The organism is Nonomuraea guangzhouensis, assembly GCF_019396345.1.
Classification (GTDB): Bacteria; Actinomycetota; Actinomycetes; order Streptosporangiales; family Streptosporangiaceae; genus Nonomuraea; species Nonomuraea guangzhouensis.
In genome coordinates, this window is record NZ_JAHKRM010000029.1 from 14,927 (window position 1) to 29,463 (window position 14,537).

General features: G+C 68.2%; 14 protein-coding genes. 4 read left to right on the plus strand and 10 right to left on the minus strand.

Going from position 1 to position 14,537, the window contains the following annotated elements; all coding sequences use genetic code 11:
- Positions 1–36: 36 nt before the first annotated feature.
- The 4 genes from KME78_RS45715 to KME78_RS45730 all read right to left on the minus strand — a co-directional run bounded on the left by KME78_RS45715 (position 37) and on the right by KME78_RS45730 (position 6,154).
- Complete coding sequence (locus KME78_RS45715) at positions 37–549, minus strand: aromatic-ring-hydroxylating dioxygenase subunit beta (protein WP_219536222.1); 513 nt, start codon at positions 547–549, stop codon at positions 37–39.
- Positions 546–1,865 carry an aromatic ring-hydroxylating oxygenase subunit alpha gene (locus KME78_RS45720; protein ID WP_219536223.1) on the minus strand — a complete coding sequence of 440 codons (1,320 nt, stop codon included), beginning with the start codon at positions 1,863–1,865 and terminating at the stop codon, positions 546–548. The genes KME78_RS45715 and KME78_RS45720 overlap by 4 nt, the downstream gene beginning before the upstream one ends.
- Positions 1,862–3,034 carry a glycosyltransferase gene (locus tag KME78_RS45725; RefSeq protein WP_219536224.1) on the minus strand — a complete coding sequence of 391 codons (1,173 nt, stop codon included), beginning with the start codon at positions 3,032–3,034 and terminating at the stop codon, positions 1,862–1,864. The genes KME78_RS45720 and KME78_RS45725 overlap by 4 nt, the downstream gene beginning before the upstream one ends.
- Positions 3,035–4,141: 1,107 nt before the next feature.
- Positions 4,142–6,154, minus strand: coding sequence for a hypothetical protein (locus KME78_RS45730; RefSeq protein ID WP_219536225.1), 2,013 nt, complete (start codon positions 6,152–6,154; stop codon positions 4,142–4,144).
- 542 nt (positions 6,155–6,696) lie between these two features.
- Between KME78_RS45730 and KME78_RS45735 the strand changes: the two genes are divergently transcribed.
- On the plus strand, positions 6,697–7,224 hold the full coding sequence (locus tag KME78_RS45735; protein WP_219536226.1) for a PadR family transcriptional regulator: 528 nt from the start codon (positions 6,697–6,699) through the stop codon (positions 7,222–7,224).
- A gap of 40 nt (positions 7,225–7,264) precedes the next feature.
- Here the strand turns inward: KME78_RS45735 and KME78_RS45740 are convergent, their stop codons facing one another.
- The gene (locus KME78_RS45740; protein ID WP_219536227.1) at positions 7,265–8,185 is read right to left on the minus strand and encodes a hypothetical protein; all 921 of its coding nucleotides are present in this window, start codon (positions 8,183–8,185) and stop codon (positions 7,265–7,267) included.
- A 317-nt stretch (positions 8,186–8,502) separates the two neighbouring features.
- Here KME78_RS45740 and KME78_RS45745 point away from each other — a divergent pair, with 317 nt between their 5' ends.
- Together KME78_RS45745 and KME78_RS45750 are read left to right on the plus strand one after the other, a co-directional pair.
- Positions 8,503–8,703 (plus strand): hypothetical protein, encoded by a 201-nt coding sequence (locus KME78_RS45745; protein WP_219536228.1) that lies wholly within the window; start codon positions 8,503–8,505, stop codon positions 8,701–8,703.
- A gap of 58 nt (positions 8,704–8,761) precedes the next feature.
- Entirely contained in the window at positions 8,762–9,277 is a 516-nt protein-coding gene (locus KME78_RS45750) for a DUF3841 domain-containing protein (RefSeq protein ID WP_219536229.1), read from the plus strand.
- 87 nt (positions 9,278–9,364) lie between these two features.
- Here the strand turns inward: KME78_RS45750 and KME78_RS45755 are convergent, their stop codons facing one another.
- Entirely contained in the window at positions 9,365–10,024 is a 660-nt protein-coding gene (locus KME78_RS45755; protein ID WP_219536230.1) for a dihydrofolate reductase family protein, read from the minus strand.
- Between the two features lie 60 nt (positions 10,025–10,084).
- Positions 10,085–10,831 carry a helix-turn-helix domain-containing protein gene (locus KME78_RS45760; RefSeq protein WP_219536231.1) on the minus strand — a complete coding sequence of 249 codons (747 nt, stop codon included), beginning with the start codon at positions 10,829–10,831 and terminating at the stop codon, positions 10,085–10,087.
- 110 nt (positions 10,832–10,941) lie between these two features.
- Between KME78_RS45760 and KME78_RS45765 the strand changes: the two genes are divergently transcribed.
- A complete protein-coding gene (locus tag KME78_RS45765; protein ID WP_219536232.1) occupies positions 10,942–12,411 on the plus strand; it encodes a serine/threonine protein kinase in 1,470 nt (489 codons plus the stop codon).
- Here the strand turns inward: KME78_RS45765 and KME78_RS45770 are convergent.
- From KME78_RS45770 to KME78_RS45780, 3 genes are read right to left on the minus strand one after another with little or no spacing between them, the layout of a single operon-like run.
- Positions 12,395–12,856 (minus strand): hypothetical protein, encoded by a 462-nt coding sequence (locus KME78_RS45770; RefSeq protein ID WP_219536233.1) that lies wholly within the window; start codon positions 12,854–12,856, stop codon positions 12,395–12,397. The genes KME78_RS45765 and KME78_RS45770 overlap by 17 nt on opposite strands.
- A gap of 46 nt (positions 12,857–12,902) precedes the next feature.
- Positions 12,903–14,081, minus strand: a complete 1,179-nt coding sequence (locus KME78_RS45775) for a serine hydrolase domain-containing protein (protein WP_219536234.1) — start codon at positions 14,079–14,081, stop codon at positions 12,903–12,905.
- Between the two features lie 41 nt (positions 14,082–14,122).
- On the minus strand, positions 14,123–14,500 hold the full coding sequence (locus KME78_RS45780) for a hypothetical protein (RefSeq protein ID WP_219536235.1): 378 nt from the start codon (positions 14,498–14,500) through the stop codon (positions 14,123–14,125).
- Positions 14,501–14,537: the final 37 nt, after the last annotated feature.

Genomic DNA, 14,537 nt, shown 5'->3' on the forward strand with positions numbered 1-14,537 from the left:
GTCCGCTCACAGGATGACGCCTCACCGGATGATGCTTCACAGGATGATGCTGAGCTTTCCGTGCTCGTACAACGTCTCGTGGTCGAGCACCACGACCCGTCTCCGGACCCGGAACGACTCGCCCTCGACGACGAGCTCGAACCGGTATTTTCCGACGTAGGCGTCAGAGCGCCCGTGCCCGAACCGGTACACGATGACATTCGCCGCCACGTCGAGGTGCGTGCCCCGATCGGTCAGGAGCTCCACGTTGCTGATCATCCGATTCGTCCGCGACCGAGGGTTCTCGCACCACACCTCACCGTTGAGGAGTTGTTCGATCCGCTGGCGTAGCCGGGCGGCATCGTCGTCGATGAGCCCGAGCGCATCGGCCGTCTCGCCGCGGACGTCGGTGGCCGGCACCGAGTAGCGGATGTCGTCGGTCAGCATCTCGTCGTACCACTCGAGCAGGCGCCACTCGTCGAGCAGCCGCGCCTCACGGAAAAGGAACTGGCTCACCCGGTGCCATAACCGCACCTGGGCCGCTTCGTCGACCATCAGCTCGGTGGTCATCGTGGTTCCGCCCCTTGCGTCTCGGCTCGGTGAGCGACCTCGAGGTGACCGTCGTCGCCGTGCATCAGCCGGTCCCACTGCCGCCAGAACTCGCGGGCGGGAAGCTCGTCGGTCGTCTCCGGGACCTTCTTGTTCATACCGCGTGACAGATCCGAGTAGCGGACCGTGCGGTTGAGATAACCCCGCTGGCACGACTCGACGATCTCGATGTCGTCGGGAGTGGCGAAGCCGGCGGGGCCGAGGAACGTCAGGTAGTGACTCTTGCGGAGTTCGCGGATGTCCGGATCCTCGTCCTTGGGGGCCAGGGCGACCGAGGTGATGGCCATCTGGCCGGCGCCGATCGGGTCGATCTTGCGGATCGTGATCGCGATCGCGTCGATGATCATCAAGTTGGGGAAGATCAGTACCGCACGATTGGTGCCGGTGATCCGTTGGGCGCGTTCGGCGCCGAACCGGTCGACGAACCGTGCGGCCGTCGCCTCGATCCGCGGCCGGACCTCGTCGCCGAACATCGGCGTCCAGTAGGCGAGCGGGCGGGCTGCCGCCGGTGGCAGCTCGTTGGCGCCATGCCCCAGCCCGAGGGCGCAGCCGAAGCCGCCTCGTCGTCGTGGTGGCACCGACCCCAGCGATTCCATGTAGCCGACATAACGCTTGTGCAGGGCCCGGAAGTGGTAGATGTCGACGCTGTTCTCCATCATGAGCTTCCAGTTGGCCCGAGCCCCGTGGAGCTGCGCGCCTTGGATCACCTCCATCCCGACCTCGGACTGGTCGTCGATCAGATCGAGGTAGTCCGTCGCACCCGCCAGGTACTCGGTCAAGGTGCGCGGCTGCTCCGGATCGAAGGTGACGAACACGAAACCGCGGTAACTGTCACTACGGTGCCGCGCCAGGCCGAAGTCCGCCTTCCTGAAGCCTGGTCCGTACCCGTCCGGGATCGGGACCCCGACCAGGTCGCCCTGGTTGGAGAACGTCCAGTCGTGATACGGGCACCGGAACGACCTGGCCTGCCCGGCCGGCTGCGAGCAGATCAGCGCCCCGCGGTGAGTGCAGCTGTTCGCGAACACCCGGATCATCCCGTCGGACCCACGCGCCATGACCACTGGGCGCCCGCCGACGTCGCGTGCCACGTAGGAGCCCGGCCCGGGCACCTCCGATTCGTGCCCGACGTACAACCAGCAGCGATCGAAGATCCTGGTCATCTCCTGTGCGGCCAGGTCGTCGTCGGTGTAGGCGCGGCGATCCACCCGGAACGAGAGTCGCTCAAGATCATCGACCACGATCGGGTCGTCCACCGCCCGCTGCAGCTCGATCGTCACTGCTCCCCCTCGCGCTTTCGCTGTAGCGTCTCGACCGTGCTCATGACCAGCTCGGCCGTACGCACGGCGGAATCGCCGCACTCCGGCTGCGCGGCGCGCAGCCGGGCCCGGTAGTCCCGGGCGGGATCGAGCAGATCGGTGACGGCGTCAGCGACCGCCTGCTCGGTGACGCCGGCCGGCTCCAACGCCGTCCCGAAGCCCGCGCTATCCACGAAGTACGCCTGGACAGGCTGATCCACCGCCAGCGGGATCACCAGCATCGGTGTCGCCGCCCGGATCGACTCCGCCACGGAGTTGTAGCCGCCATGGGTGATGAACACGTCGGCGCGCTCGAGCACCTCACGTTGCGGCAGATACGGGGCGGTGAGCACTTCGTCGGGCAGCGCGAGCTCCTCGGCGAGATCTCCTACCGCGGCGATCACCTGTGCACCGGTCACCGCCGCCCCGATGATCACCGTGCGCAGCAGGTCCGGCCGCCGGTAGAAGATCGTGCCGAAGGAGACGTACACCACCGGGCGGCCCGGGTCGATCCGATCCAGCCCCGAGAAGGCGACCTCGTCGCCGCGGGTCCCCGCCGCACCCGGCAACCCGACCAGCTGCACACCGTCGTCAGTGACCGCGTCGTCCCCGACGAGAGCGGGAATCGTCGGCATCAAATTGAGAATCGGCGAACGCGCCGAGTGAGTCCGGGTCGACCACAACACCCCGTGCCTGGTCAGATAGTCGCCGACCTGCTCGTCGTACGGCCAGCGACCTCGTCGATGCTCGCTCGGGCATACTCCCCCCAGGTTGGCCCAGATCATCCCGTACGGCACGCCGGACGCCTGTGCGCCGACCATGGCCGACGCCGTGACCGGCAGCGAATCGACGAGCACGAAGTCCGGCGCCGTCGCACGGAGCGCGTCAGCCGTCTGGTCCGCCACCGGCGACGACTGGAGCATCGGGCCGATCTTCGCCGGGTCGCCGCTCCACGGCGCCATCTCGACCTGCCCGATCGCGTGGACCTCCGCCTTGCCCAAGGCCTGGCGACGCTGCTCGTCGAGCACGCCACCGTCCGCGGACAACAGCAGCAGCGCAACCTCACTGCCGGCATTTTGGAGCGCATTGACCACCGGAACATACGGGTTCAGGTGACCATGCTGAGTCGTGGTGAGGAGGGCGACGCGCATCAGATCTCCGATCCATCGAAAGAAGACGACCAGGCCGACTCAAGATCTGGCTCTGGACGGCGACGCGCGAATGGCAGAACTCCGCCCCCCGGACAGGCGAGAACGCCCGGCAGGCGAAAGGGACCGTCGACGTCCAGGTACTGCTACGAGGCTCTACGCATTCCCAGCCATCGCTGAGGGGACACATCGATAGACGCTATTCGGAACAACCTCGAAACAACCGGGTTCACCACCTGCCCTGGGCAGTTACGCAAAGCCTGCCGGGATGTGCAATCGATGTCAACGCCTCGCAATTGTCAGCTACCACCACTCTGCTTGACGCGACTTCGTCAATGACGACTGGGTCTTTAGCCGATCCTGCTCCACCCACATGCATAAAGACCAGGGAGCGAGATGTTACCCAGGGCTTTTATTCGCGGCCCCCTCTGGTTTTGCCGATAAGGCGAGCAATCGCGGGTCGGGCTTCGACCTTCGATTTCATAATGCCACTGACTGATCGCAGAAAGTGAAGAGTTGTGTGGCGGGTTACAGGTGCCGCGTGTCGGTTACCTCGCCTCGCCGCCCAAGAAGGAAGGAACCGCCTGGGGCCTTGAGCATCCTGGGTAACGGCCGTCACCGGTCAACGTCCACAACCCGCCACGCCCATCGTGCACGGCATCGGTGAAACGAGCGTTCCCTTCCTCATCGGTGGGCCCGAAGAAGCAGTTCGACCTCCCGGCTTTCCATCGCAACGCGAGCGGCCTGGTGCGTGTCAGAGGCTTGAGTGACGGATCTTCTTCGTCCCACGCGACCATGCCAAGCGCCCAGAACTCGCCCGGCCGCGTGGGCACCACAGCGCTCACGCAAACCCCACTTTCCCTTGACACCGGGCACCTGGACGAGCTGCCAGGCGCGGCCGTTCCAGCGCATCGTCCGGTCGCCCGCTGTCACCCACGGACCGCGGCCGTCCACCTCCCCGTTGGCCGATGTCAGCTTCAGCGGCCCGCCGTTCCACGTGCCAGCCTCTCGCGAGCCGATGCCGAACATGCCCTGTCCGGCCCCGGTCAGCACGCGGAGGCGCTCGCCGCTCGTCGCCAGCCCCAGGGCGTGGGGACGTGCTCCAGATCACTATGAAAGGGCCTTGTTGATGGAGGTCAGCGCGCGCTGGGCGGCGTGCTGGTAGTGCTCGTCGGCCCAGACATCGCGGTCTGTCACGCGGGCCTTGCCGTATGCGATGGTTTCCAGCGCTGGTACGGCCCCGACTGCCGCCCGGCCCATCATGCCCAGAGCCTCCACCGCGAGCAGTTCGGAGGCGGGCCGGCGAAGTCCCCAAGCGGGCAGCGGCCTGGCTGTGATGGCCTCCAGCAACGGCGCGACGAGTCCTTCGCTGTCGCCGGTGATCGCCCACAGCGCACGGGCGATGGCCACCCGGTCGTACAGGTGGCCATGCTCAGCATCGTGGAATTGCTCGCGTAGCACCGGGACGGCGATCTCAGCGGCGGGACCGAGCTGTTCGAGCATCGGGGCGGTGTCGCCTGCATTATGGCCGCCGTAGCGTGCGAGGTGCTCGGCAAGCAGCGCCGGGGCCTGCCCCGGCTCGCCGGTGATCCGCCACAGCGCCCAGGCCGCCTCGTGCCCGGCATGATCATCGTCGAGCATGGCACGCACCTGCGGCTCGACGTCGGCGGCGGCCGGACCGATCGCCCCGAACAGCGGCAGCGCGACAGAAAGGTACATCGGGGACACGCGGGCGGTGATCGCCGGCACCAAGGGCGCCGCCGCCGCTCCCCATGAGATCAGCGCGTCCAGGCAGTCGACGAACTCCATGCCGCCGTGTCGCTGCGAGGGGCTGAGAAAGGTCCGCAGGGCGGGGATCAGCGCGTCTGTGTGCGACGCCATGGCCGGAATCATTTCTCGGATATTGAGCTGCCTGACGTTGCCGTACTCCTTGAGAAGGGCGGCCGCAAGCCAGGGGACGCAGCGGCCGTCACCGAGCCGGGCCAGCCCTTCCACTGCGGGTGCGGCCACGTCCGGCCACGGCTCGGCGGGGTCTCCGGTCAGCATCGCGGCCAGCAGGTCGGCATAAGCCGCAGCGGCCTGCCCCGACTCGGCGATCAGCCTGACCGCGCTCACCAGCGGGTCCTCCTGCCCGAGCCTGCGCCTGCGCCGTGATGACGGCGCAGCGGACGCCAGGTCCCCCGCCCGGGCGGCGACGATCGGCAGCAGCTCGGCCGGCGCGGTCCGCCAGTAGCAGATCGCCTCCAGTGCACTGTGGAGGGCTTGGTCGATCTCTTGCTGGCCGGGATGGCCCAGCAGCTTCCGCGCCACCGCCTGCTGCCAGTGCTCAGCACGCAGCAGAGCCGAACTGATGGGTGTGATGCCGTCGCCGTGCCACCGCATGCGCTGAAGCGCCGAACCGGGGTCAGCCTGTACGTCGGCCAGCATGATGACCGCGTTGTTGTCCGGCTTCGCTGTGGGGTCGGCCAGCACGAGCCCCGCTGCGGCGGTGGCGCGCAGGTCGCGGTGCGCGGCAGTGGTATCTAGCAGGGCTGCGAACCACGATGCATGATCGACCGCCGCCAACCACGCCACGGCCAGCACGCAGGCCACCGCTCCGGCATCGCCAGCCGGCCTCACCCCCTTCTCAGCACGCGCGCGCAACGGAGGGAGACTCCTCGGCGCGGCCTCGGGCAGGCAGGCCAGCAGGCGTGCCGCCTCCACCACTACCTTCGGGGAGACATCGTCCAGCAACCGGACAATCGCCTCGACACGGTCGACCATGGCCGCCCGCGCCAGCGCCGCGTGATCAGGCTCAGGCCCGGCCGCGGGATCCCGGAACACATCACGGTGCGACTGAGCCTCCGCGATGTCGACCATCAGATCCACGACCAGACCCCTGTGAGGCTGGCGTGCGATCCCCGTCACCTCCACCAGATACGGCACCAGGTACGGGGCCGCGTCGAGCACCTCGCGGGAGGCTATGCCGTTGAACAGCCCATCCCGGAGCCGCCACACCGGCGACTCCACCCGCGTGCCCGACGGCGCCGCCGCGACCTCCCGCAGCAAGCCGGGCACCGCATCCGGCCCGCCGGACCAGTACCCGAGCCGCCCCCACGGCACCTCGTCCACACCCTCTAACACCGCACCGCCTCTCAAACCAAAGAACTACAACGACCACCCACGACAACCAGCAACGATGCCGTATAGCTGGGCCCGGTGGTGCTCTGCTCTACTCCGCACGTACGGTCACCTCTGCTCGCGGCGCGTGGAAGGCTAGGTACAGCGTGAAGGCGTGCAGGGCGAACAGGTCGGCGCCGTCCCAGTCAAAGAGTTAGTCGGACATCCTCGAAGCGGAAGATCACAACGGGCGCCTTCGACAGCTCGGGTGGAGTCGACCGCGGATCGTCGACAAACTCCAGTTCCAGTGCCGGTGTCGTGCAGGTAGACGTGAGTGGCGTCCTAGGTCCAGAACTCCTACAGCCCTCCCTCGGGGGTGACGCCACGATCCTTGTCCGCGGTCACACCGGCGAACTCAGTCACTGACACAGGGACATGATCCCGCACAGTTGAACGAGCTTGGGTGCCCCGATTGACTGGTGACAGCGGAGATCTCGTGCCGCGCGGCTTGCCGCCGCTGGGGCTAACCGTTAGATATAGTGAGATAGCGGTTAGAGGAGGGCCCAATGCAGCAAGAAGTGGTGCTGGCGATGCTGGCCAAGGAGCCCTCGCACGGCTACCAGCTGCGCGCGCGGCTGCGCGCCGCGCTAGGCCCTCTCGGTGACGCGATGAACGCCGGGCACGTCTACGTCACGCTGACCCGGCTGGAAAAGGCCGGCCTGCTGGAGGTCGAGAGGACTGCCGAGGGCGCCGACCGGTCGGATCGCAAGGTGTACGCGCTCACCCCCAGCGGCCAGCAGCGAGTCGCCGAGTGGATCGCCGAGGTGGACTGGCCAAGAGGTGACCTCGCGGAGTTCCATCTCAAGCTGATCGCGGCGGCGTCGTCCGGGCTGGCCGACCCGATCACCATCGTCGACACCCAGCGCCGCGAACTGCTGCGCCGGCTGCGTGACGCCCAGCGTGCCGCCATGGCCGAGCCGGACCGCTCGGACGCGGCGCTGTTGCTGGAGGGCATCGTGCTCCGGCTTCAGGCGGACCTGCGCTGGCTCGAGGCATGTGAGAGGAATTGGACTCACCGAAGGAGTGGGTCGTGAGCGGAGACCTGGTGGCCCTCAGGCCAACAGGCATGGCGCGCTAGAACCCCAAGCCGAGGAGCACCGTGTGGGCGTTCTCCAGGCTGCGGACATGCTTTCCCAGCTTCGCCAGGGAGGACACTTTCTCCGTCCTGAGAATCTCGACGAGGTGCCGGGCCAGCCAGTCGCCATCCACTTCGCCAGGACCGCCCGCGTCGAGCGTCCACGATCGCACGGTCCGTTCGACCCGCTGCGACCAGCCCGATCCCTCGCCCGGCACGAAGTACTTGAACCAGCCCACGACGGTCAGTCGTTCGGCGGAATGGATGGCGAGAACCTGGCGATTTCCCCCGAACACGGTGACGCTCACGTTCCTGCCGATCGCGCACGTCTCGGCGGGCAGCGTGCGGATGAACGCCGACAGCAAAGGTGGCACTGCTGCCCACCGAGGCACCCGCCACCCGCCCGGCGTGCTGAGCCCCTCGTTGGCGGCATCTAGATACTCGATGACGAAACCGCCCGGCAACTGCGACGGCTCTCCCCACTCGAACGCGGCCTGCCGCCATTCCTCATACGGCTCCGTCGGCTGCAGGGAAAGCTCCGCGCCGGTTTCGGTGGCGCGTAATTCAAGCGATTCGGTGCCTGGCCGCCGCCAGCGCAGGAAAGGGGCTCCCCAATCCGGCGACCGCTCGTACCAGGGGCCTGTCGGGCCATGGCTGCCAACGCTGTTGGCGGCGCCGATCGCGTTCTCCACTGCCTCGGCGTGCTGCCGGAACGCGGTGGACGGTTCTCCCGCCAAGGAAAGGGGGACGACGAGACCGCGGAACTCGCGGGCGCCGGCGTACTGCCGCTCATGCTCCTGTACCGGCACCAACCGGCTACGCCCCTCGCTCAGCGGCCGCAGCGCCTCGCCGGACCAGTCGCCGGGGTCCACCTCGTGCCACAGCCATCTGGCGATGTCGGCGGTGTCGTCCTTCCTCATGGGCGTGATCTTAGGAGGAGCCTGTCAGCCATGTCCGTGTCTATCCAGATTTAGCCGTCGTTGGCGCTGGGCCTCGACCAGCCACGCTCTGTCTCCTCACGGCACTTCGGAGCCCTTGCTCAGTTCGGGCCGGTCGGTTAACGTTCTTGGTGAAGCGATCCAGAATGGCAAGCCACGGGGAATGCCGGTGCCATTCAGGGCTGACGAAGCAGCTGGATCATTCGCGATGCCCGTGCTTTCGGACTCGCGGTACCGGGGGGAAAAGACGCGCAAGCGTCTGGGAACTGACCCAACGGACCGTAGGACCGGGATCGCAGATGATCGTCATAAACGCAACCTGGCAGCGCGTCGCACTCTGCGGCCTTTTGGCCGTGCCCTTGGCGCTGGTCATCGTTTGCATGGTCCCTGCCTTGCTCGTCCTACCGTTCTTCGCTTCCGGCCGTGAGTTCATCCTCAAGCTGATAGACAAGATCACTGCTTGGGCGCGCGCAATCGTGCCCAGGGTCGATGCCAAGTGACCGCCGTTCCCGAATAATTGCGTAGGTCGTTCTGTCCCCACGCTGGCACAATTGCCCGATGCGTTTGTGGACGGTCCAGCATCGGGGGATTCTCAAGTCGCTGGAGGATGCCGGCGAGCTGGTCGGGGACTGGGACCGGATCATGGTCCGGAACTACCGGGCCTGCTACGAGGAGATGGTGGCGGAGATGGCACGGCGTGGCCTCGACGGTGGAGGCCGGCCGCCGGTGTGGGCGTGGGCCGGGCCGGACACCCGCGACAACAGCGTGGCGCTGGCGGCGGAGATGCTCCTCTGCCCGCAATCCCCGGAGGAGTACGCCCGCTATGTGGTGCTCGACCTGGACGTGCCGGACGAGGTCGTCCTGCTCAGCTCGTACGGGCGCTGGAACGACTTCATGTACGCGATCATGACGGGCGAGGGATCGCCGGACATGGATTGGGCGATCGGCCAAGAGGAGCCCAACGGGGTGCAGGCGTGCCTTGCGCGTGTCGCAGCCGCCTGGGTTCTCGGCGTCCGTCCGTTGGAGCCGTTCAGGCCGGAAGAGGAGGACGAGGAAGGCGGAATCAGCTCCTGACCGGGCGCCGGTCGCGGACCAACATCACGCATCACGCCGATGAAGATCGTCGCTGGCCGCCGGGCGGCCGGCGACGCCTCCCCGCAGTCAGTCGAGGACCGTCACCGAGCGCCCCTCGTCCACGACGTACTCGCCCGCGGAGATCGCGCCGAGGCCCGCGGGTTTGAGCGTCAGCGAGACGACGCCGCCGGGCAGCACGCGCGAGCTGTCTTCGACGGTCGCGAACGTCGCGGGCATCGATCCGTCCGGGAACAGGCGCTTCCCCGTCCCGACGACGACCGGGTACTGGAGCAGCCGGTAGACATCCACGAGCCCTGCCCGGTGCAGGGTCTGCACCAGCTTCCAGCTCCCGTGAACCTGGAGCTCCTTGCCGGGAAGCTCCTTGATGCGGCGTACCTCATCGACCACGTCACCGCGCAGGACCGTCGTCGGGCTCCAGCCGGCTTCCTCGTCGGTCAGCGTCGAGCTGACGACATATTTCGGCAGCGTGTTGAGCTGGGTCGCGATCAGGTTGCCGGGTTCGGTGACCTTCGGCCAGTACCCGCCGAGCAGCCCGAAACTGGTACGGCCGAAGAGGAACGCGCCGGCCTCACGGAACCAGCTCTCGACGACCTCGTTGGTGTGCGCCGAGGCGTGCGGGACGAGCCACCCGCCGCGGCTGAAGCCGTGGGAGCGGTCCTCGTCGGGGGCTCCTGGCCCTTGCATGACGCCGTCGAGACTGACGAAGATGTTGACGCTGAGCAGCACGGTTCCCCTCCGGGATACGGGTCGCGGACAAGCCGGCCATGGTCGGCCGGCACGCAGACGCTAGCTGCCGGGCCCGGGGTGGGTCTTGTACAGGAACGACATCGCGGCATGGTCGCCCGCCGCCCGCAGCTCGCTCGCGGTGCGCCCGACGTAGCGTCGTAGCGCGTGTGCGAGGTGGGCCTGGTCGAAGTACCCGAGCTGCGCGACGACCGCGCGCCACTCGTGGCCGTCGCGCAGCATCGTGGCCGCGGCGTTCGCGCGGTCGATCTGCGTCACGGCGGTCCGCGACAGTCCGGTGACCGCGCGGTAGCGACGCTGAAGGGTACGCGCGGTCGGGCCGGCCCCGGGACGTACGTGCTCCTCCTCCTGGAGGTGCGATCGCACCAGCAGACCCGCGTCCTGCAGTCGCCGGACGAAGTGCTCGACGTTCTCGTACGTCGGCGCCTCCCACTCATCGCCGCCGATGACGACCCTGCCCGCGTCCGTCACGGGGAACGGCACGTTCCCGTTGATGATCGAGCCCGCGGGATGTGGCCGAAGAACCGTGCCGAGCGCGAACCGGACCCCGAGGAACTCGTTGTCCGGCGGAACCGGCGCGATGGTCGCCCTCGTCTCCGGCCCGCGCAGGCTGGCGAGCAGGCATCCCCGACTCCGGGAGAGGATCAGCTGCCAGCAGGTGCGCGCCGCGGACGTCATCGTGCCGTCGGCGTCGCTGCGGGCGCGCCACACGCGGTCGACGACGCTCGCGTCGACCTCGGTGTCGCGATGCTCGAACCGCAAGGCCATGGCCTCCTCTACCACGATCATGAATGATACGGAGCTTGTCAGCGCCTTGTCCGTCTCGACCGAAAAGAGGAAATCCGGCAGCCTGGTCGTGATTGATCTACGGTTGTCTCAACCGGAGGCCGGAGGCGTGCATGCCTGAGGTGGCTTCGCCGCGCCCGGGGGACCCCCGAAGACTGGGCGAGTACAGCATCGACGGACCGCTGGCCGGTGACAGCGTCTACCTGGCCAGAAGCGACACGGGAGAGCGTGTCGCGATCAAGGTGTTCCGGTCTCGATCCGCCGAGGTCTTGGCGGCCGTCCAGAAGGCGCGGCTGCCCGACGCCTACCACACCGTCCAGATCATCGACAGCGGTGTGGCGGACGGCCTGCCGTACATCGTGATGGAGTTCGTGGACGGCGACACGCTGGAGCGGACGGTCGCCGAGTCGGGGCCGCTGCGTGGTGCGGCGCTGCACCGGCTGGCGATCTCGACGATGACCGCGCTGGTGGCGATTCATCAGGCCGGGATGGTGCATGACGCGTTCGGGCCGGACAACGTGCTGCTCGGGCCGGATGGTCCCACCGTGATCAATACCGGCGTCGCCGGGGCGGTGGTGGCCACCGCCGAGGACGAGACCCGGAGGGTGGAGTCGCTGGCCTACCTGGCTCCTGAGCACTTCGCCGGGGAGCCGGCCGGGCCCGCCGCGGACATGTTCGCCTGGGCGGCGACGATGGTCTTCGCCGCGAGTGGGCGGTCGCCGTTCGATGGCGGCTCGATGTCGGCGACGACGAACCGGGTCCTGCGTGCGGATCCCGACCTGGACATGCTCGATGAGCAGCTGCGCGGGGTGGTCGCGGACTGCCTGGCCAAGGATCCCGGGCGCGGAACCAACACGTTCCAGCAACTCGCCGACTACCGGAACACGGTCCTGTCACCGGACGGCACCATGTTCGCCGGCGTCTACGCCTTTCCGCAGTACGCGGGCGAGGACGCCAATGAGGTGCGGTTCACCGAATGTACGACGGGACGGCAGTTCTCCGTCCCCACCGTGGATCCCTCGCTCCACGTGAAATCTCCGCAATGGTCCAGGGACGGCAGGCGGCTGCTGCTGACGGCGTACTCGGACAAGGACGCCGTGGGCCCGATCGTCGTGGACGTCGCCGCGCGGCGCGGCACGCTCACCCGGATCGGCACGCCGGGCACCGGCACCCAGCCCTACCTGTGGCTCCCGGACGGCTCCGGGGTCGTCCGGATGGCCGGCAGGACACAGATCCGCGCGTACTCCCTCAACGGCACCGTCCTGCGCACCTATCCGGACGCCGCCGCGGCCGTCGACACCGACGAGTGGTTCTCCCCCTCGGGCCGCCGGCTGGCCGCGATCTGTCCGGGCAAGCCCGCCGCCGCCTGCCTGCTCGACACCGCCACCGGCCGACGCCAGGCCCGGGTGCCGCTGCCCACGGGCAGCGTGCTGTGGGGCTGGTTCAACGAGGACCATCTCATCGCGTACGGGGGTGGGAAGGTCGACGTACTCGACGGGGCGGGCCGGCCGGTCCGGAGGCTGGCCGAACTCGAAACCGGCGACAAGGGCTTCTGGGAAGTGCACTTCACGCGGGCTTGGTAGTGCCCGCCTGTTCGTCGCGGCTCCAGATCTGCCTGCATCGAGGAAGATCTCTGATGCCACCGCCTTCCGGCATCATGCCCCAGAGGAAGGGGATCAGATACTGCGGCGCTTCGCCCAGGAGCTCGGCCAGTTCGTCCTCGGTGACGGTGAGGGTGAACGTCGAGCCTGACTGACCGGAGTTCCATCCTTGTTCGACGGCTCGCCGGACGCAGCCCGCGACGAGGACGGGACGGACCGCGATCGTTCGCTCGCCGTTCCAGTTGTCCGGCCGGGCGCAGGAGAGAGACACCATGAGAACGCTTCCCGGCTCCTGGGCTCGCTCGACGACGAAGGTGAGGGGACTGGAGCCGGTGCTTTTGTGGTACGTGGGCTTGTGGCTGACCCGCCAGCGGAAGGCGGTGCCGTCGACGGTGATGAGCCGTGACCCCTTCTTGGGCATCGCCACAAAGGCCTCCAGAACCAGCGGAAAGTGATGCGGGACGCCCGCAAGTCTAGATCTTCATGGCGCGGTGGACCGCCTCAAGGAGGTTGGCGGCTCTCCCGTCCGGTACGCCCTCCTGAATGTGGTTCATGACATAGCCGAACGCGAGGCCGCTCGCCGGGTCGGCGAAGCCGAGCGATCCGCCGTAGCCGGGGAACCCGAAGGCGGTCGGGCTGTACCAGAAGGCGTCGGGCGTCGGCAGCCCGAAACCGGTGCCGATCCGGACGGGTACCCGCAGGATGCGGTCGATACCACTGACCTGCTCCGCGGTCGCCGCGGCCAAGGTCTCGGGGGAGAGGACGCGGTGCCCGTCGACCTCGCCGATGAGCGCGGCGTAGAAGCGGGCCAGCGCGCGGGCCGTGCAGATGCCGTTGGTCGAGGGCATCTCGGCGGACTGCTCGTCGGGGTCGTTGTGGTCCAGCGGCGGCGTGATGACGCCCATCAACGACCGCACGGTCAACGACGTCGGGTCGGCGAAGGCTCTCATCATCTCGCGTACGGATTCGGGAAGGGTGTCCAGGTCGAGGCCGGCCATGGCCTCCAGGTCGGGCGCGTCGGCGATGATCCGGCTGACCCGATGCCGCTCGGCTTTCGGCAGCCCGATCCACAGGTCCAGGTCGAGCGGCGCGGCGATCTCCTCGGCGAGGAACGTGCCGAGGCTGCGGCCGGTCACCCGGCGAACGACCTCTCCGACCAGCCAGCCGTAGGTGTGCCCGTGGTAGCCATGTTCGGTGCCCGGCTCCCAGGAGGGGCGCTGGGCGGCCAGCGCGGTCACCATCGGCTCCCAGGCGATCGCCTGGGCCGGGGTGATCGGGTGGTCGATCGCAGGCAGTCCCGCCTGGTGGGTGAGCAGCCAGCGGACGGGGATGCGGTCCTTGCCGTTCGCCGCGAACTCCGGCCAGTAGTCGGCCACGGGTGCGTCGAGGTCGAGTTCGCCGCGCTGGGCCAGCAGGTGCGCGCAGGCGGCGGTGATGCCCTTGGTGGTGGAGTAGACGACCTGCAGGGTGTCGCGCTCCCAGCGGCGGCCGGTCTCGGGATCGGCGATTCCGCCCCACAGGTCGACGACTTTGCGACCGCGCAGGTAGACGCCGACGGCCGCGCCCACTTCCTGGTCGCCGGCCAGATTGGCGGCGAATGCCGTACGCACTTCTTCGAATCCTGGTGCGATCTCCCCGCCGATTTCGGGCATGCTTCATCGCCTTCCGGTCTTTGTGGTGGTGCCGGGAACCGCTAGCTGCGCCATTTCTCGATGAGCCAGGCGCAGAGCTCCGGCTCGGTCATCTCGGGAAACTCTTCGGTGAACGTGAGGAGCGCGCGCAGCGCCTCGCCCCGCTCCAGGCCACGCGCCGCCGCGTGCTTGAGGTACTCCTGACGTGCGGCGGAAGGACGGCCTCCGCCCGCGCCACGGCCGGGCAGGCCGTTGCGCCAGCGCACGATCTCGTCCAGTCGGTCGGCCCGCCACCCGGGAACTCCGTCGATCTCGACGTCGGGCTCGGGAAACGGATGACTCGAATCACTCGGGTAGCGGGAGCGCCACTTGTGCACCGCGTGCCGGCTCACCCCCAGCGCCTCGGCGATGCCGACTCCGCCGAGGTAGTGCTCGGTCATGATGCACCAACTTGTCTGTACGGCCTCCTTGGGATCC